A 17,641-nucleotide genomic window follows, 5' to 3' on the forward strand; every position below is an offset into this window, starting at 1 on the left:
CCTCTGGGCGATGAGTAGCCCCTCGCGCTCCCTTGGCATTCGGTAACATTCGACTTGCGGAGGCCAGATTTGCTCAGCGTTCCATGGGCGCTCGACGCGAACGGGCAGCTTGTTACCCCTGACGACGTTTCGTCAAGCGAGGGCATTCGGTGCCCGAATTCAGCCTGTGGCAGTCGCCTGATTCTTCGCGCCGGGGAGAAGCGGGTTCGCCACTTCGCTCATATCGATGAGGGTCGGTGTTCTCAGGAGAGCATTGAGCATGCGGCCGCGAAGTACCTCCTGGTGAAGCTCGTTCTGGCATCCCTGTCAGAGCCGGGGAAGCGACCGGTCATCCATCGTCGCTGTCCCGAATGCGGCAAGGTAGTTCCTCAGCCATTGCCCGATAAAGTCAAGGACGCTCGAGTAGAGGGAACGGTGGATGGCTTTCGCGCGGACGTTCTACTCTTGGACGACGCCCAGCGACCTCTCTGCGCTCTTGAGGTGCTCCATACGCACGCGGTGACCAAGGAGAAGGCGGAGGGTCTTTCGATTCCTTGGATCGAACTCGCGGCAGCCCAGGTTCTCGCTTCGCCGCTGCGGTGGGTCCCGCACAGAGATGGCCTTCGACCTCTGCGATGTGACCACGCAGGAACCGACTACCTTCTCAGGAAGGAAGAGGAGGCAAGGCGCAAGAAGAGGGCTGCGGAAGACGAAGAAAGGCGCAAGCGAGAGGCTGCTGAAGAAGGAGCAAGGCGCAAACGGGAGGCTGCAGAGGAGGAAGCAAGGCGGGTCGAGACGATCCGTATTCGCGCCGGATGGTGTCCGTTTCCTCTGGCTCCTGGCGAGTATCTCGCGGAAATCACGGGCCCCGCATACCGCTGGTGGCCGATTTACGCGTGGCGGTCCGAATCGATGCAGCAGGCAATCACGGTGGTGGAGGCGCGCCTCCGGGACAGCCGCGAGTTCTGCCGCTACTTCCAACCACGGAGCACCGTCTCGGTATCGATACGAGATTGGAACGGAACCTTAGTAGGGGGGGAATGGCGAGATGGAAAGTGGGTCAAACGCCCCGCGGACGGGGGCGTTGTGGACCGGGATCTCCGTGCCGTACGGACCGTACGAGTGCGGCTAGTGATGCCGCCCATAGGTCGCAGGCCGAGGATGTAGTGTGATGGGCTTGATCCGGTCTTGCAGACGACGAACGGGGGGCGAGTACGGTGTCCCGAACAAGCTGCACCGATGTCCAACTTTGCAGGTACGCTTGATCTGTGAGGCCCATGCCCAGTCCTCGTTTGGCGAAGCCTACGGGCGTGCGCCCTCTCGAGGGCGTGTGCTTGACCGACGCCTGGAGTCGCCGACCACGGCTACTTCACCATCCGAGGATTTTGACGGAATCTTGCCGTGAACCGTGTCGATTTCGTGCGAGTCCGGTTGCCTTCTGTGGTCGACATTGCCGCCGTAACTATTGTGAATCCTTCGCATCCGTAGTCTTCGCGCACGCCTGCACGCGTGGTCAATGAGGACTACGAATCCGAAGGCCAGCGGTTCAATTCGTCTTCGGGAACCCGCCAGTCAACGAGAGTACACCGGTGCAGGTGCTGAGCGTCTGCCAGCGCGCCGCGATGTGAGCGCGGTGGTTGCGCACGAGACGGCCGTCCGCCCGCGCTGGGCCGCCGGCCGTCCGTGGCACCGAGAACATTCGAGCGTACGCCTCGACAGGCGGGTCAAGCTGGACAAGGTCCAAGCGGGCGAAGCGGTAGCGGGGAGGGCGGCGAAAACGTTGAAGCGCATGAGGCATTTCCCGCAGCCGGCGAGCCTGGTCGGCGAAAAGCGCGCAAGGCCTCCCCTCCGCGCTCAGCGGGTCATCATCCACGACCGGCAGCCAGGACGCGAATCGGCCCGAGGAGCGGTGGGTCGCGCCCGTGTCCGTGCGTCCCGTATGATGTTCGCTCGGCCGCACGGGGACCTCACGCATGCTGACCCTGCTCCTCTCCGCCCACGACGGCGGCACCGCCTGGCGTCACCTGCTCGCCGAAGGCGAGGCGCGCGCCGGGTTCGAGCCGGTCGGCCCGCTCGGCCTCGTGCGCCGGCTCGGGCGCATCGTCGGAATCCCGGCGGAGATCGCGACCGCGCCAGAGCGGCTCGCCTCGTACGGCCTCCGGCTCGACGCGCACGACGACGGCCGCTCCCGGTCCTACTCGGCGTCCCGCAAGCAGGATCCGTTCGGCGTCGCCCGCTACCTGCTCGCCCTGCGCGACGCCCTCCGCCTGCTCGGCTGGGACGGCGGCGCGCTCGACGGGAGCGCGCGGCTCGCCGATCTCGCGGCGCTCGAGCAGCTCGCGCCGCCTCTTCCGGCGGGCCTGCCGGACGTCATCGCGGAGCTGACCGCCGGCGTCGTCGCCGACGGCAAGCTCCCTTTCCTGGTCCGAATCGAGCTCTGCGCGTCGCGCCGCGCCTTCCCGCCACTGTTCCGGCGGCTCCTCGACGCCCTCGCAGGCGCGGGAGCGACGGTCGTGGACGCCGACGAGGGCGTCGCGCGGGCGCCGGCGGACACCGACCTCGGAACCGTGCAGCGCGCCCTGCTCGATGGGCGCTCGGAGCGGCCCGCGCTCCAGGGCGACGGCACCTTCCTCCTCCTCGAGGCCGATACGCCGCTCGAGGCCGCCGAGCTGACCGCGGCGCTCGCCCGGACGCGGGCGCTGCAGCAGGCCACCTTCGTCGTGCCCACCCAGCCCGCCACCCTCGATGCGGCGCTGGCGCGGCAGGGCCTCCCCACGCTCGGCGTCCCGAGCGCTTCTCACCTGCGGCCGCACCTCCAGGTGCTCCCGCTCCGGCTCGCCCTCGCCTTCACGCCCCAGGATCCCTTCCGTGCCGCCGAGCTGCTGCTGCTGCCGGGCGGCCCGCTCCCGCGCCACGCCCAGCGCGCGCTGCTCGAGGCGCTCGGCCAGATGCCCGGGGTCGGCTCGCCGGCGTGGCGCCACGCGGTCGAGAAAGCGGTCGCGGCGGAGATGGCGCGGGCCGCCGCGGAGCGGAAGGACGCGTCCGTGGCGGACGCCGCCGGCGCTGCGCTCCGCGAGCGGATCGACGACTGGTTCGGCGGCGAGCTTCACTGCCCGGTCGCCGGCATTCCGGCGCCCGCCGCGGCGGCCCTCTGCTCGAGCGTCGCGGCCTGGGCGGGTGGCCGCGTGCGGGGCGCGCTCGACCGCGGCAACGCGGAGCCCGGCTCCGACACCGTCGACGACTCTACGCTCTGGAGCCACGCCGCCGCCGTCGCACGGACGCTGGAGCAGCTCCTCGTGGCCCGCCCGCCCGGCGAACGGCTGTCGCAGCAGTCGCTCATGCAGCTCCACGGACTCGCGGTGGGAAGCGGCTCGGAGGTTGCCGACTTCGGTGGCGAGAGCGGTCGGCCGGCGATGGTGCCCCACCCTGCAGGCGTGACCGCGCCCTGCGCCGAAACCGTGTGGTGGGGGTTTGTCCCCGACGCGGACCTCGGGCCTGCGCCGGACCCGTGGACCGGGGTGGAGCGCGAAACGCTCCGGCGCGCCGGGGTCGCCCTCCCGGATCCGGGCGAGCAGCGCGCGCTCGAGGCCGAGGGCTGGCGCCGCCCGATCCTCGGCCCGCGCGAGCGCGCGATCCTCGTCCGCTGGCGGCTCGCGGGGGCCGACCTGGCCGGCGCGCACCCGTTCCTCGACGAACTGTCGTCTCGTGTCGCAGACGGCGCACTGCGCCGGTGCACCGTCGCGTCCGAGCACGTCCTCGCCGGAGCCGGGGACGCGAGCTGGAGGGCAGCTACCGTCGAGGTCGCCCCGGCGAGCATCATGACGCAGCGCCCGGCCTGGAAGGTCCCGCCTCAGACCCTCGTGCCGACCGGGACGCTGTCGTCCACCTCCCTCGAGGCGTTCCTGGGATGCCCTTTCAAGTGGGCGCTCCGGTACCAGGCCCAGCTCAAGCCTGGCGAGGGCGTGAACCTCCCGGACGGCAACCGGCTCCTCGGCGACTTCGCGCACCGCGTGCTGCAGGACATGCTGTGCGGGGATGAGAAGCTCGACTTCGCCGCGGCGACCGCCGAGGACGCACGCGCCTGGGCCCGGAAGGCGTTCGACGCGCGGGTGGGGCTCGAGGCGGCCCGGCTCGTCCGGCGCGGTGGCGAGGTCGAGCTCGACCGCGCACGCACCCTCATCGCCACGGCCGCCGCGTCGCTCCTCGAGTTCCTGAAGCGCACCGGGTGGAGGCCGGTGGATGCGGAGCGCGAGGTGAACGGCATCTTCGCGGGCCTCCCCGCCTCCGGCTTCGTCGACCTCGTCGTCGAGAGGGACGGGGTCGAGGCGATCCTGGACCTCAAGCTCTCGGGGCTCCGCTACCGCCAGGAGGAACTCGAGCAAGGTCAGGCGCTCCAGATTGCGCTCTACGCGTCGCTCCTCGGGAAGCGCGGCAGGAAGCTTCCCGCGGCTGGCTTCTTCGTCCTCGAGGACGGGCAGCTCCTCACGACGGACGCGAAGGCCTTCCCGGGCGCGACAATCGTGGATGGCCCGGGGACGGAGGCGACGCTGAAGGGTTCGGAGGAAGGCTTCCGCTACTGGCAGAAGGTGCTCGCGGCGGGGCTCGTTCCATCGATGCGGGAGGGGCTGGACTGGGCGGCGGCGGTCGGCGCCGCCGCGGGGCCGCCGCCGGCTGAGGACTCGCTGGCGCGGCGACCTCCGCCGTGCCGCTACTGCGACTACAAGCCAGTGTGCGTGCCGCCCGCGCCGAAGGACGAGGAGGCCACGGCGTGAAGATCGACGTCATCAGCGCGAGCGCCGGGACGGGGAAGACCCACCGCCTGACCGGCGATCTCACCAAGGCGCTCCTCGACGGAACGGCTCGCCCCGAGGGCGTCGTCGCCATCACCTACACCGTGAAGGCCGCGAGCGAGCTGGAGAGCCGGATCCGCGAGTCGCTGCTGAAAGCCGGGCGACCCGAGCTCGCCGCTCGAATCCGCGACGGCTACATCGGGACGATCCACTCGGTCTGCCAGCGGCTTCTGCGCGAGTTCGCCCTCGAGGCGGGCCTCTCTCCCTGGCTCGAGCCGATCCCGGAGCCCGAGCGGCAGCGGCTGTTCGACGTCGCACTGGCGTCCGTGCTCGCCGGACGGGAGGGCGCGCTCAACGAGCTCGCGCGGCGGCTCGAGATGGAGGATTGGAAGGAGATCCTCCTGAAGATCGTGGACGCGGCCCGCGCGAACGGCATGGATCGGGCGGCCCTGGAGCGCTCGGCGGCGGCGAGTCGCGCGGGCCTCGAGGCGCTGCTCGGGAAGCCCACCCTCGATGGCGCGATATATCTCGAGAAGCTGAATCGGACGCTGCCGCCGCTCCACGCGAAGCTCGAGGAGCTCGCCCGCGAGACGGGCGAGGCGGAGTCGAAGAAGCGCGCCGCCGCCGCTCGACGGCTGGTCGCCGACCTCGATCGCGGCCTCATGCCTCCATGGAAGAGCCAATTCCAGCTCGCGCAGCAGGTGGACAAGAAGAAGCTCCGGACCTGGTCCGGCGAGTACGTCGACCTCGCGTACGAGCACCACGCCAGCGCCGGGTTCCACGACGATGTCCTCGAGATGCAGGCCCAGCTCTTCGCGCTCGCGGGGGAGACGCTGGGGACGTTCGTCTCCGAGAAGGCCGCCGCGGGCGTCGTGGACTTCGGGGACATGCTCGCGCGCGCCCGAGAGGTGCTGGAGCGGCCAGCGGTCCTGGAGGCGCTTCGTGACCGCCTCGACCTCGTCCTCGTGGACGAGTTCCAGGACACGTCTCCACTCCAGCTCGCCGTCGTGAGCGCCCTCGCCGGGCTCGCTCGCCGGTCGATCTGGGTCGGCGACCGGAAGCAGGCGATCTTCGCGTTCCAGGGTACCGACCCCGAGCTGATGACCGCGGCGACCGAGGCGGCCCTCGGCGGCCGCACGCCCGACATCCTCGCGTCGTCGTGGCGCTCGCGCCCCGACCTCGTCGCGATGACCTCGGAGCTGTTCGCCCGCGCCCTCGCGCCCCACGGGTTTCCCGACGACCAGGTCCGGATCGTCGCCGCGAAGCCCGACCATCCGAAGCTCCGCGAGCAGGGCTCGTTCGAGTGCTGGCGCTGGACGCCCGAGAAGGTCGAGCGGAACGGGAAGAACGTGAAGGCGTCCGAGCCGGACGCCCTCGGCGCCGGGGTGGCCGACCTCCTGGCCAGCCCGCCGCTCGTCCGCGAGCGCGGGACCGCCGAGGTGGAGGCGGTCCGCCCGGCGTCGTACCGCGACGTCGCGATCCTCGCCCGCTCGAACCTCCGGTGCCAGCAGATCGCCGCCGCGCTCCGTGCCCGCGGCATTCCGGCCAAGGTTTCGCTCGCGGGCGTGACGCTCACCCCCGAGGGCGTCCTCGCCCGCGCGGCACTCGCGCTCCTCGCGGATCCGCGCGACGGCGTCGCCGCGCTCCAGGTCGCCTGGCTGGGCGGCGCCGCGTCGTCCGACCCGGACGGCTGGCTCTCGCGCCGGCTCCTCGAGATCGCGAGCTGGCGCGCCGCCGTCGACACCGCCGAGAGGAAGGGGGAGCGCCGGCCCCCGGCGCCCCTCGCCTTCGAGGACGACGATCGCGTCGCGGGGCTGCGCAATGCAGTCGCCGCCGCCGAGCGGCTCTCGCCCGCGCAGGCCCTGGACCTCGCGCTCCGCACTGCGGGCGTCGCCGAGCTCGTCCGCTCCTGGCCCGAGCCGGCCCAGCGTGTCGCGAACCTCGAGGCGCTCCGCGCCGAGGCCGCCGCGTACGAGCAGCTGTGTGAGGCGCAGCGCAGCGCGGCGACCATGCTCGGCCTCGTTGCCCACCTCGCGGCGCTCGACGCCGAAGACGACGCAGGCAAGCAGGCCGCGGCGAGCTCCGAGGACGCCGTCACCGTCCTCACCTGGCACAAGGCGAAGGGGCTCGAGTGGCCCGTCGTGGTGCTGTCGCACCTCGACTTCAGCCGGGAGCGCGGCGTGTTCGAGGTCGCCGTCGAGCCCGCGCCGCGGTTCGACTTCGCGCGCCCGCTCGAGGGCCGCTGGGTCCGGTACTGGCCCTGGCCGTACGGAAAGATGAGCAAGGGGCTCGCGCTGCTCGACCGCGCCCTCCAGACCGCTGAGGCGAGACGCGCGACTGAGGCGGACCGGCGCGAGCGGCTGCGGCTCCTCTACGTCGGCTTCACGCGGCCGCGCGACCTGCTCGTCCTCGTGGCACGTTGCACCGAAAAGAGCGGTCCGGCCACGGCGTCGCTCGACCTGCTCGTCGGCGCGAACGGCGAGCCGCTCCTCGCGACGCCGTTCGAGCATCCGGCGGACGCCGCGAAGATCGCCGTCGGTCAGCAGGAGTGGTGCTGCCGCTTGCGAACGCCATCGGGCCTGCCGCCCGCCACGCCCGCGCCTGCGCGCAGCGCCGTCAGGTGGTACGCGCCGGCGCCGCGCGCGGAGCGCCCCCGCGAGCGGCTCAATCCGTCCGCGGAGCCACTCGCGGGGACGCCGCGCGTGATCCAGGTGGAGCGGCTCGGGAGCCGGCACGCCCTCGCCGCGTCCCCGGAGCAGGCGGGCCCGACGGGCGACGCGATCCACGCGTTCCTCGCCGCCGACCAGGGCGGAACGCAGGAGGCGCGCCGCACGATGGCGACGCGCATCGTGAAGGCGTTCCGGGTGGTCGGGGCCGTCGCGCCCGATACGCTCCTCGCCGCCTCGGACGCCCTCCGCACCTGGCTCGACGCGCGCTACCCGGGTGCCTCCTGGTACCGCGAGTGGCCCGTCCGCGCCCGGCTCGGCGGTGGCACGCCGCGCCTCGTCGTCGGGGACGTGGACCTGTTCCTCGAGCTGCCCGATGGATTCGTGCTGGTGGACCACAAGTCGTTCCCCGGGAACGAGCGGGAGCGGGACCGGAGGCTCGTGGAGGAGTACGCGCCGCAGCTCGGCTGGTACGCGCGCGTGCTCGCGGACGCGCTGAAGAAGCCGTTGAAGGCGGCGTTCGTCCATCTCCCTATTCGCGGAGAGATGGCGCAGCTAGCGCTGTAGCCGCTCGCCCACGGCGTGCAGCGTGAGCCGGGCGCAGGCGGCGCGTCAGATCACCGCGCGTCGCCGCGCGCGGTGGGCCCAGCTCGCGTGGGCGTCGGTCCACGCCGCCGAGGACGATCCGAGCGCCCCTCCCTGCCTCGGATGGCATAGCTTCAGGACGGTCATCCGCTTTCCGAAGACCTCGAGCTCCTCCGGCTCGCCGTATGCCTCGCGCGAGAGCTTCCGAGCACGCGCCCCGAACAGAGCTGGCAGGGGCTCGTTTCCCAGCGTGATGACGAGCGAGGCTCCGCTCCGCTCCAGCTCGTCTCGGAGCCGCTGGATACGATCCGCCTCCGGGACCACCTTGAGGGGACGCTCCGGCAAGAGGGCGGGCTTCATGCTGGGCCGCACCTTGCAACGGAGCGTCTCGTACCGCTTCAACGCCGCCGCGTTCCCCGGCGACAGGTAATAGCGGTCGTGAAGATCGGTGATCCAGCAGTCTCGAAGCTGCAGCCCGAGGGGCGCGAGGTACTTCTCCCGTAGAGTTTCGCCGGAGGGACCGTTGAACTTCCGAGCGGCGGGCTCGAGCCGTCCCATCCCGTCCGGCACGCGGATCTTTGAGATGATATCTGCGGCGTCGCTCCCGTCCCAGAACGAGTACGGCTCGCTCGCGACCGCGAGAGCCTTGCACGCCTCCTTCCCGTCGGGACCGATCCACCTCGCGTGCACAGCGCTCGCGTAGACGCCCAGAACGAACGCCTTCGCGTTCCGGGCTTCCTGCGGTGGAGTGACCTCGAGCGGCTGGCCGAACGGAAAGCGGTAGTCGAGCTTGGGCACGTTGCCCTCCTGTGCGCCTACGATACTCGCGGGGGGCGCTGCCCCGGTAAGCCGTGTTCGCGGGACACCGGCGCCCGGCGCGCCGCCCCCCGCGACGCGCCGGGCTCCAGTCCCCCCACCCGCCCCGCCTCATCTCACCAGCGCCTCGACCGCCTCCGCGCGAGTCCGCGCCCCTGGCTCGCCTTCGGGCTGCGCACCGGCGTTTCGCGCCTGGCGCCGAACGAGTCCGCCATCCGGTCCTGCGCCGCGGTCGTCTTCCCCTGGCCCATCGAGCGCAGGTCGTCGAACGCCTCTCCCTGAAAGAGCGTCGTCACGTTCCGCGTCCCGCCCTTCCGGATGCTGGCGCGGTACGCGCGGCTGCCGTGGAAGGCGCCGACGTCGCCGACCCGGTCCGCAACCTTTCCGGCTGCGGCCGCGACCGCGCCGTGGCCGCGCGAGGCCACCGCCTCCTGGAACAGGACCATCACCTGGTGCGCCTGCGCGAACTCCCCGTGTCGCGCAGCCTCCTCCGCCTCGATCTGCGCCCGGACGAGCTGCGCGATCGCGACCACCTCGTCCACGCTCGTGGTCGGAGCGGACTGCGCGTCGGCCGGAACGACGAACCGCACGTTGGCGTGCGCGATGGAGCGCTCCCTCACCACGCGGCCGGCGTCGAGCCGCTCCAACGCGACTTCCACGTCGGCCACGGCGACCGGTGCGTCGATCGCGACGGCCCGCGGCGCGAGCCGCACGCCGAGCACGAGGTTCCGAACCTCGTCCGCAAGCAGGTCCGGGACGCGGAGCACGACGCTCCCGCCCTCCTCGCGCGCGTCCACGTCGCTCACCACGTCCGTGAGCGCGACGCCATCGGCCGGCGTCACGCGCACCTCGATCGCCTGCGCGTAGGTCGAGAGGAGCCCGCCGAGCTCGCGCGCGAAGGCGGTGAGCGCGTCCTCCGGGCCCTGAACGTAGGCGTAGTTCCCCTTCCCCTTCGTCGACAGGTCGCGGAGCAGCTCCTGGTCGGCGTCGTCGCCATAGCCGAACGCCGACAGCGTCGCGCTGCCGAGGTTCTCCTCGAGGAGCCGCATGAGCGCCTCGTGCGACTTCGCCGGCCCCTCGTTCGCGAGCCCATCCGTGAAGAGGATGACGCGGACGAGCATTCCCTCGGGCAGCTTCGTCACCCGGGCGTGGTCGAGCCCGCCGAGCATTCCGCCGCCCAGGTTCGTGTTGTGGCGCGGCGCGAGACGGCCGACGAGCGCCTTCAGCTCGTCCTTGTGCGCCTGGGTCATCTCGGCGGGCGGGGCGAGCGTCTCGACCTCGGTCGAGAACACCACCACCCCGCAGAAGTCGCCGGGCGCGAGGTGGTCCACGAGCTTCATGATCGACTGCTTCGCGAAGTGGAGCTTCTCGCCGGCCATGGACCCGGAGACGTCGAGGACCGGGATCACGCAGACCGGCGGACGGGGTGCCGCCGCGTCGAGGTGCGGCGCGGCGAGGGAGACGACGAGGTGGACGTCCTTCGCCTCGTCGAAGCGGACCTTCTCGTACGTGAGGTGGGCGGTGGTCTTCATGCCCAGCGACGTTAGGAGGCGGACGGACACGCACGGTCCGCCCTCTCCGGATCGGCTGCCCCGCGCGTCGAACATGTCCGTCCCTCCGGCAGGATTTCGCCTGGGAGGACGACGAATGAGGACCTTTCCTGACCTGAGGATCCGGGACGCGGTGTGGGACAGCCAGCGCGCTGGGCGGCTTCTCGACGATCAACAATGGGCGGACGCGCGGGAGGCATTCACGGCGCTGCGGGCGCGGACGGCGAACCTCGGCGTCCGCTCGTCTTACCTGGCCTGGGGGCTCGCGGTGGCGCTGGACAACCTGGGTGAGGCCGAGACGGCGTTCGAGGCGGCCTGCGAAGCGGTGAAGGGCGACCCGATGAACCCGGCGTGCCAGCACTCCTTCGACGTCATCGCGAACCGGCTGCGGGCTGCCCTCGCCGACCCGGCGCGCACGCCCGACGATCCCTCCACGCCACGCCTCTACGCGCTGCTCCAGGACGCCGGCGAGGCCGACGTGCCGTCGCATCTGGCCATGGCGAGCCACCTCGCGCACGCCGGCAAGGCGGCGGAGGCGATGACGCTGCTCGACGCTGTCACGCTGCTCTCGCCCGTCTCGCGCGACGCGTGGCTCCACAAGGCCTCGCTCGCGCGGACCATGGGCAACGCGATGCTCGCCGCCACGTGCGAGGCGCAGGCCGCCGCGATCGCGTCGTCCGGCGTGCCGTTCGCAATTGCCCCTCCGCGGGGCGCGGCGTGCTGATCGGCGCTGCGGAGATGTCCGTCGCGCATGGATGATTCCTTCGTCTCGAATCGGGGGAATTCATGGCCAGGAAATCGATGGTGAAGCCGGTTGCGAAGCACTACCTCGATCTGCTCGCCGAGGAGGGCTACCGACCGAAGGCGGTCCGGACTGAGAACAACCAATCGGTCATCAGGTTCAAGTCGGAGGGCACCGGCTTCCTCCTCTTCGTGGACGAGGACGACGAGACGTTCTTCCACCTCGCGTTCGGCTACGACCTCGGAGATGGCGTCGCCGACATGGCGGGCGCGATGAGCCGCGCGAACGACCTCAACGCGGACTACAAGGCCGTGAAGGTCACGGTCCATCCGGCGGAGCGCAGCGTCCACTTCCACGTGGAGGCGTTCCTCGAGAGGCTCCCGACGCTGCCCGTCATCCAGCGCTCCATCGGCGCGCTCCTGAACGCCGCACGCGCGTACTCCGAGCCGGCCCGCTCGGCGGACCAGCTGGACGCGTGACCCGTGGCGCGCCTCGATCCGCGAGCGGCACGTTCGCTCCGGGCGCTCGCCCGCGCGGCGGTGGCCTCGCGGGCGGTGCGGGTCCGCTTCGTGGACACCGAGCAATCGGTGTCCGAGCGGACGCTGGACGTCGTCGCCCTGGCGTTCGAGCCGCCGAGGTGGATCGTCGCGACCTGGTCTCGGGACCGCCAGTCACTGCGCCTCCTCGATCTCGCGCGAATCAGGCGCGTACAGGTCACGCCTCGACGCGCGGGGCCCCCGCCCTCCGGCTTCGATGCGCTCGACTTCTCGACGCGACACCTGCTCGGCCCGGATCTCGGCCCTCCGCACGAGCTCGTGCTCCGCGTCGATGGACGCCTCGCCCGCGTCGTGCCGGCGCTGTTGCCGACTGCCCGGGTCGAGCGCGACTCGCGCCGCGGCTGGCGGTACCGCGTGCGGACCTCGCGGCCGGCCGTCGTGGCGGCCATCGCCGACTCGCTCGGAGCGTGCGGTGAGATACACTCGGCCTCGCCCATGCCGACCGCCCGTCGCAGAGCGAAGTCGAGCAGCACCGAGGCACGCCTCATCGGCCTCGCGTCCTGGATCCTCTCGCAGTCGGGACCTGTCACCCGCGCCCAGATCTTCGAGGCGTTCCCGGACGACTACGGCGATCCAAAATCCGCCGGCGCCGAGAAGAAGTTTTCCCGCGACAAGGATGCGCTCCGCGACCTCGGGTTCAATCTCGAGATCCAGGACGTGAGCGACGTCAAATACAAGACCCAGCTCGGCTACTCCATCGACGCGCACGCCTCCGCGCTGCCTCCCATCGAGCTCACGCAGGAGGAAGCAGCGGCGGTCTGGACGGCGGCCGTCGGCGCGCTCCGCTTCTCGAACCACCCCCTCCGCGACGAGCTGGAGAGCGCGGTCCGCAAGCTCGTGGTGGGCGCTCGAGGCCTGCCGCCGCGCGCGTCCGCGGCCCAGGACCTCGTCGTCCAGGGCGAGACGGTGAAGCAGCAGACCCTCGACAGGCTCGTGGACGCCTGGGAGCGGCGGAAGCGGATCGCCCTCTCCTACTGGCGGCCGTTTACGGGCGAGGTGGTCGAGCGCGAGGTGGACGTCTACGGCTGGGCGCGCCGCCGCGGCGAGTGGATCTTCGTCGGCTGGTGCCACCTGCGGAAGGGCGTCCGGATCTTCTACCTCTCGCGCGTGCGCGCACTGAAGCTGAACACCCGGGACGTGAAGAACGGCGATTACGCCATCCCGCCCGACTTCGACATCCGCCGCTGGTCGCGCCAGGAGATCTGGGACTACGACGTGCACCCGCCAGTAGGGGCGACGGTCCGTCTCCGCGGCTCGCTCGCGCGCATCGCGCGCCAGCTCCTCCCCTCCGCGAGGGTCTCCACCGCCGAGGACGGCGCGCGGGTGGCCCGGCTCGACGTCCGGAACCTCCGCGGCCTCGTCCGGCAGGCCCTGGCGTGGGGGCCCGAGGCCGAGCTCGTCGCCCCGGACGAAGGAAGAGCCATGGCCCGGGAGATCCTCTCCGCAGTGCACGCGAGCGTCGCGCGGAGGGCGCCGTGACCCGCCCCTACGACCTGCGGCGCATCCGGCGCCTCCTCCTCCTGCTCCCTGCGGCGGCAAAGGCTGCGCGGAGCGGCAAGGGGCTTCCCCTCTCGCGGGCGGTGGAGCTCACCGGCGCGCGCAGCGAGAAGGAGGTCGTGGCCGACGTAGAGGCGCTCTCCGAGCTCTGGGCCGCTCCCGATGAGGCCGAGGACGTCATCGACGTGTACGTGGAGGACGGCGCGGTTCACGTCACCTATGCGAGCGGCTTCGGCAGGCCCACCGCCTTCTCGCTAGCCGAGGGTGCTGTCCTGCTCGCCGCGCTGGCGCCGTTCGAGAAGGACGGCGGGCGTTCGGTGAAGGAGGTCGCGCGCAAGCTCCGCAAGGCGACCCCAGAGGTCTTGCGCGCCGAGGCGGACCGGCTCGTCGCCGGCCTCGACCTTCAGCTCGACACGCCCGGCCCGTGGGCCGGCGCGCTGCGCGAGGCCATCGACAAGCGCGTGGAGACGACGATCGAGTACCGCTCCGTCGGAGACGGCGTGGCGGCGAAGCGCGTGGTCGAGCCCCGGCTCGTATTCCACCGCGAGGGCCACTGGTACCTCGCCGCCTGGCACGTCGCCAAGGGCGAGGAGCACCTCTTCCGGCTCGACCGGATCGTCTCGGTGGAGCTCGGCACCCGCGTCTTCGGCGAGCACCAGGGTCCGCCGCTGGCGCGCTACGGGAAGAGCCTCTACTTCCAGTCGGGCGCCGAGCGCGAGGTGACCGTCCGCTATCGCGACACCGCCGCGCAGCTCGCGCGCGAGCGTTACGGCACGCGAGCGAGGGCGAGCGACGACGGCAGCGTCAGCGTGACGACGAAGGTGACGCCGGGGAACTTCCTGCTCGGGGTGGTGCTCGGGTACGGCGGCGAGGCCACCATCGAGGCGCCCGACGACGTCGTCGCCCAGCTGCGCGAGCGGGTGGAGGCGTTGCAGCGGCTGTACGCCTGATGTTCCGGCGTAATCGAGCTCGAGCGGCTAATTGGGCGGGTAGCGGTCGAGGTCGTCGACGCAGTCGCCCTGCGCTTCGGGGCCGAAGTGTCTCCACAGATCGTCGGCGACGGTCGTGATCACGTCGCGGAGCTCGAGCTCCTCGAGCCATTGCCCCGGGATCCCGCGCTCGCCGACGAGGAGCCCGAGCAGGTTGCCAGCGATCGACCCGGTGCTGTCGCTGTCGCCTCCGTGATTCACCGCGAGCAGCACCCCGTGCGCGAAGTCCTTCGCGACGAGCGCGCAGTAGAGCCCGATCGCGAGCGCCTCCTCGGCGACCCACCCCGCGCCGAGTGACTCGACCGCCTCCGGCGATGGGTCCTCCTCCGCGGCGAGCTCGAGCGCGCCCTCGACCGCCGCGGTGGTCTCCTCGTGCCCGCGCTCCTTCTCCAGGCGACCCAGCGCGCCACGGCACGCGTCGCGCAGCTCCGCGCCGTCGCTCACCTCGCTCACGACGAGCGCGAGACACCCAGCCGCGAGGTGGCCCGAGGGATGTCCGTGCGTCAGGGCCGCGACCTCGGAACCAATACGAAATGGATCATGCGCCCGAGCGAGGCCTACGGGCGCGACCCTCATCACCCCGCCGCAGCCCTTGCTGTCGTTGATTGGATGCTCGGGCGTACCGCTGCCGCCGCTCCGGAGCGCCGCCAGGCAGGTGTTCCCGGGAGCGCGGAGGGAGTGCAGCTCGGGGACGCCCACGAGCCATCCGGGGTCGCCGAAGGTGCGTGCCCGCTCGCCCTGCGTCGTGAGCCAGCGCAGGTACGCGCCGCGTGCGACGTCGGAGATGGACACGATGCCTCGCCCTTCGAAGCGATGCAGGGCGCGGATGAGCGCCTCCGCTGTGAAGAGGGTCATCTGCGTGTCGTCCGTGATCGCTCCGCGCCGGCCGTACGCCTGCTCGAGCCCCGTGACGCCTGCGCTACCGAAGCGGTTTCGGATCTCCTCGAGCTTCATGAACTCGATCGGCGCGCCCAGCGCGTCGCCGACGGCGCCGCCGAGCAGGCATCCGCGGAAGGCATCACGCGTCCTCGTCCCTCTCCCCGTCATGCACGACACCTCCCGCCGTCCTGCGAGCGCGCCGATTCCTTCGTGGGGGCGTCATCGCGCGACGCCCGCACCGGCCAGGACGCGCACCGGCACCTCGTCCACGGCCGTCGGCAGGCACATACGTGCCTGGGGCGAGTCCCACAGCAGCGTGACCCGCAGCTCGAAGCCGACGTCCTCCGCCGTCGTGAGGCGCACGCTCAGCAGCCAGGGCGGATCGTGCAGGAGCCGCTCCAGGCCGCTCGCGGCGCCGAGCGCCTTTCGCCACTCCGCGAGATCGACCACGCCGCCGCGGGTGCGCAGCGCGTCCAGGCGCTCCTGCCGCCGCTTCTTCGCGGCGAGGTACGACTCCCGGCTCGGTCCGCCCATGCGGTCCGGTTCTACGCCGGGCACGGACACGCGGCTCGCGTATCGACAGTTCGCGGCGTTGCCGCTGATGGCGATGTTCACGAACGGTCGTTTGGCAGAGAAGGCGCGGGCGATCCGGGCCGCTCGTGGAGCGACCCGGACCGCCTCGCGGAGCAGTGCGCCGCTTACGGACCGATCGCGCTGACGATCGCCTGCAGCTGCTCGTCCGTCAGGCCGAACGTCATGTTCCTGTCCTTGATCGTCTGGACGGTGATGCCCTTGCCCTTCAGGTTGCTCGTCTCGAGCGGCCCGTGGCAGCTCGCGCAGGACTGGCCGTACAGCGCGGCGCCGTCGATCGGGGGCGTGTACGTGCAGGCCTGCTGGACGATGGGCGTGCCGCCGGTGCAGCCGTCCGGCGACGAGGTGAGCACGGTGCGCGTCTGCGTGCCGTCCGCCTGGCAGGCATTCCAGTCCGAGTAGGTGAAGGAGGCGCACTCGACGGCGGGCGGCGTGTACGTGCAGGCCTGCGAGAGCTCCGGGCTACCGCCGGTGCAGCCCTCGGGGGAGGACGTCAGCACCGTGCGCGTCTGCGTTCCGTCGGACTGGCAGGCGTTCCAGTCCGAGTAAGTGAAGCTCGTGCAGGTCGCCGGGGGGCTGTAGGTGCACGGCTGCGAGAGCACCGGGCTACCGCCGGTGCAGCCCTCGGGGGAGGACGTCAGCACGGTGCGCGTCTGCGTCCCGTCGGGCTGGCACGCGCCCCAGTCCGAGTAGGTGAAGCTCGAGCAGGTCACCGGGGGCTGGCCGTACGTGCACGACTGCGTGAGGACGGGCGTATCCGTGCAGCCATCGGGGCTGGAAGAGATCACCGTCCGCGTCTGCGTCCCGTCCGGCTGGCAGGCGCTCCAGTCCGAGTAGGTATACGTGCACGCCGTCGGAGGCGTCACCGCCGCCGGAAGGTTTTCCGCGTGGAACACGCCGGAGGCGAGGTCCGTGAGAGGTGCCGAGAAGATCAGCCCGCCCGTCTCGCGGTTGGTGACAGTCACGTTCCCCTCGCGGTCGCGGGTGACCTTGATGACGCTCAGCAGCGGCACGAGTCCGGTGCTCCCGTGGTCACCCTCGAGCGCCACGGGCCTCGGGACCCGGTAGTTCTCGAAGAGCGGGGCGAGCGCCGGGACCGTGCGCAGCTCGTTCAGGACGTCCATGAACGTCTTCACCGCTCGCTCGGGCGCGACCCCGGGTGACAGCTCCTTCGCGGCCGAGCGGACGGCCGCGGTCACCTGCGCGTCTGCGGCGGGCGTGGAGCTCCCGCCACCGCCATCGCATCCACTGGTCGTCAATCCGGCGACGAGCGCGCCGACGGCGAGCGAGTTGAGAATCCGGTTCATCTGCATTGCGTCTCCGATTCCGGCGGCGCCGACCTCCGCTGCGGAGGCCGTGCCGCGCCGTAAAGGGGGCGCCGCGCGCGCCGCGTCCGGATGAGAGCGCGGCGGGCGCGGCGTGGGGACGTGTGCCGCGACCTCGCCTCCTGACCACATCGCGCCAGGGCGGATCCCCGGAGGCGTGCGATCGGACGGGTCACGTCAGCACCAGGCGTGCCCGCGGCGAGTGGACCGATTATCGGGCGCTTGCGCGTCCGGTGCGCCCGCGCGGGCTGCCTGATTTTCGATGTGCGATACCGCTAATCCGAGGCCCGCGTGACCCACCCGTGGTGCAGGCCCGCGCGTTGCTGACGAGGTCAGCCCAGACGCGCTGACCGACTGGGCGGGCGTGGTGCGCGCAGTGCGCGCGCGTGCCTTCACTCTCATCGATTGCCCTTCGCGTTTCGCGACGGCGACAGCATGGCTCGCACGTTTCCTCACGCGTGAAGCAACCGGCTGCACCGCTGCACCGCTCGACCTTCGAGCGCGCTTTCCTGCAAGGCTGCGCCGTACCGCGTCTCCACGACACGGTGAGCGAACCCGGAACGTGTCCGTCGCTGGCGCATCGTGCGCCGCACGGTGAACGTCGCCTGTCAGGCTCGCTCGCCGGAACGCGGGCGCAGCTTGTGCGCTCGCACGCCAAGCAGCTCGATCATCTCG

Annotated in this window: 12 protein-coding genes and 1 pseudogene; 8 read left to right on the top strand and 5 right to left on the bottom strand. The window is 71.5% G+C overall.

Annotated features, from left to right (window positions below; genetic code table 11):
* Window positions 1–69: 69 nt before the first annotated feature.
* From MLV88_RS24840 to MLV88_RS18495, 4 genes and pseudogenes are all read left to right on the top strand, one after another.
* Window positions 70–231 (top strand): annotated as a pseudogene (locus tag MLV88_RS24840) (competence protein CoiA family protein); the annotation flags it as partial.
* 51 nt (window positions 232–282) lie between these two features.
* Window positions 283–1,146: a hypothetical protein gene (locus MLV88_RS18485; protein WP_243338311.1), complete on the top strand. Its 864-nt coding sequence runs from the start codon at window positions 283–285 to the stop codon at window positions 1,144–1,146.
* An 806-nt stretch (window positions 1,147–1,952) separates the two neighbouring features.
* Entirely contained in the window at window positions 1,953–4,751 is a 2,799-nt protein-coding gene (locus MLV88_RS18490) for a PD-(D/E)XK nuclease family protein (RefSeq protein ID WP_243338313.1), read from the top strand.
* The gene (locus MLV88_RS18495) at window positions 4,748–8,002 is read left to right on the top strand and encodes a UvrD-helicase domain-containing protein (RefSeq protein WP_243338315.1); all 3,255 of its coding nucleotides are present in this window, start codon (window positions 4,748–4,750) and stop codon (window positions 8,000–8,002) included. Before MLV88_RS18490 ends, MLV88_RS18495 begins: the two co-directional genes overlap by 4 nt.
* 45 nt (window positions 8,003–8,047) lie before the next feature.
* On the opposite strand, the gene MLV88_RS18500 is transcribed toward MLV88_RS18495, so the two are convergent.
* Both MLV88_RS18500 and MLV88_RS18505 read right to left on the bottom strand, forming a co-directional pair.
* On the bottom strand, window positions 8,048–8,818 hold the full coding sequence (locus tag MLV88_RS18500; protein WP_243338317.1) for a hypothetical protein: 771 nt from the start codon (window positions 8,816–8,818) through the stop codon (window positions 8,048–8,050).
* Between the two features lie 134 nt (window positions 8,819–8,952).
* On the bottom strand, window positions 8,953–10,368 hold the full coding sequence (locus tag MLV88_RS18505) for a vWA domain-containing protein (protein WP_243338318.1): 1,416 nt from the start codon (window positions 10,366–10,368) through the stop codon (window positions 8,953–8,955).
* 115 nt (window positions 10,369–10,483) lie between these two features.
* On the opposite strand from MLV88_RS18505, the gene MLV88_RS18510 reads away from it, so the two are divergent.
* From MLV88_RS18510 to MLV88_RS18525, 4 genes are all read left to right on the top strand, one after another.
* A complete protein-coding gene (locus MLV88_RS18510; protein WP_243338320.1) occupies window positions 10,484–11,110 on the top strand; it encodes a hypothetical protein in 627 nt (208 codons plus the stop codon).
* Window positions 11,111–11,172: 62 nt separating this feature from the next.
* On the top strand, window positions 11,173–11,607 hold the full coding sequence (locus tag MLV88_RS18515) for a YbjN domain-containing protein (RefSeq protein WP_242352116.1): 435 nt from the start codon (window positions 11,173–11,175) through the stop codon (window positions 11,605–11,607).
* Between the two features lie 3 nt (window positions 11,608–11,610).
* Window positions 11,611–13,164: a WYL domain-containing protein gene (locus tag MLV88_RS18520; RefSeq protein ID WP_243338323.1), complete on the top strand. Its 1,554-nt coding sequence runs from the start codon at window positions 11,611–11,613 to the stop codon at window positions 13,162–13,164.
* On the top strand, window positions 13,161–14,132 hold the full coding sequence (locus MLV88_RS18525; protein ID WP_243338325.1) for a helix-turn-helix transcriptional regulator: 972 nt from the start codon (window positions 13,161–13,163) through the stop codon (window positions 14,130–14,132). The genes MLV88_RS18520 and MLV88_RS18525 overlap by 4 nt, the downstream gene beginning before the upstream one ends.
* A 27-nt stretch (window positions 14,133–14,159) precedes the next feature.
* On the opposite strand, the gene MLV88_RS18530 is transcribed toward MLV88_RS18525, so the two are convergent.
* The 3 genes from MLV88_RS18530 to MLV88_RS18540 all read right to left on the bottom strand — a co-directional run bounded on the left by MLV88_RS18530 (window position 14,160) and on the right by MLV88_RS18540 (window position 16,948).
* Entirely contained in the window at window positions 14,160–15,218 is a 1,059-nt protein-coding gene (locus tag MLV88_RS18530; protein ID WP_243338327.1) for an ADP-ribosylglycohydrolase family protein, read from the bottom strand.
* A gap of 51 nt (window positions 15,219–15,269) precedes the next feature.
* Window positions 15,270–15,665 carry a hypothetical protein gene (locus tag MLV88_RS18535; RefSeq protein WP_243338329.1) on the bottom strand — a complete coding sequence of 132 codons (396 nt, stop codon included), beginning with the start codon at window positions 15,663–15,665 and terminating at the stop codon, window positions 15,270–15,272.
* An 83-nt stretch (window positions 15,666–15,748) separates the two neighbouring features.
* Window positions 15,749–16,948 carry a c-type cytochrome gene (locus MLV88_RS18540; protein ID WP_243338330.1) on the bottom strand — a complete coding sequence of 400 codons (1,200 nt, stop codon included), beginning with the start codon at window positions 16,946–16,948 and terminating at the stop codon, window positions 15,749–15,751.
* Window positions 16,949–17,641 lie beyond the last annotated feature (693 nt).

Origin of the sequence: Anaeromyxobacter soli (assembly GCF_022808855.1) — a bacterium.
GTDB classification, from domain to species: domain Bacteria; phylum Myxococcota; class Myxococcia; order Myxococcales; family Anaeromyxobacteraceae; genus Anaeromyxobacter; species Anaeromyxobacter soli.

What these genes read in the sequence shown, in the direction of transcription:
- MLV88_RS18490 (WP_243338313.1), top strand. Translation starts at nt 1,953, where the DNA reads ATGCTGACCCTGCTCCTCTCCGCCCACGACGGCGGCACCGCCTGGCGT.
- MLV88_RS18505 (WP_243338318.1), bottom strand. Translation starts at nt 10,368, where the DNA reads ATGAAGACCACCGCCCACCTCACGTACGAGAAGGTCCGCTTCGACGAG.
- MLV88_RS18510 (WP_243338320.1), top strand. Translation starts at nt 10,484, where the DNA reads ATGAGGACCTTTCCTGACCTGAGGATCCGGGACGCGGTGTGGGACAGC.
- MLV88_RS18540 (WP_243338330.1), bottom strand. Translation starts at nt 16,948, where the DNA reads ATGAACCGGATTCTCAACTCGCTCGCCGTCGGCGCGCTCGTCGCCGGA.
- MLV88_RS18530 (WP_243338327.1), bottom strand. Translation starts at nt 15,218, where the DNA reads ATGACGGGGAGAGGGACGAGGACGCGTGATGCCTTCCGCGGATGCCTG.
- MLV88_RS18515 (WP_242352116.1), top strand. Translation starts at nt 11,173, where the DNA reads ATGGCCAGGAAATCGATGGTGAAGCCGGTTGCGAAGCACTACCTCGAT.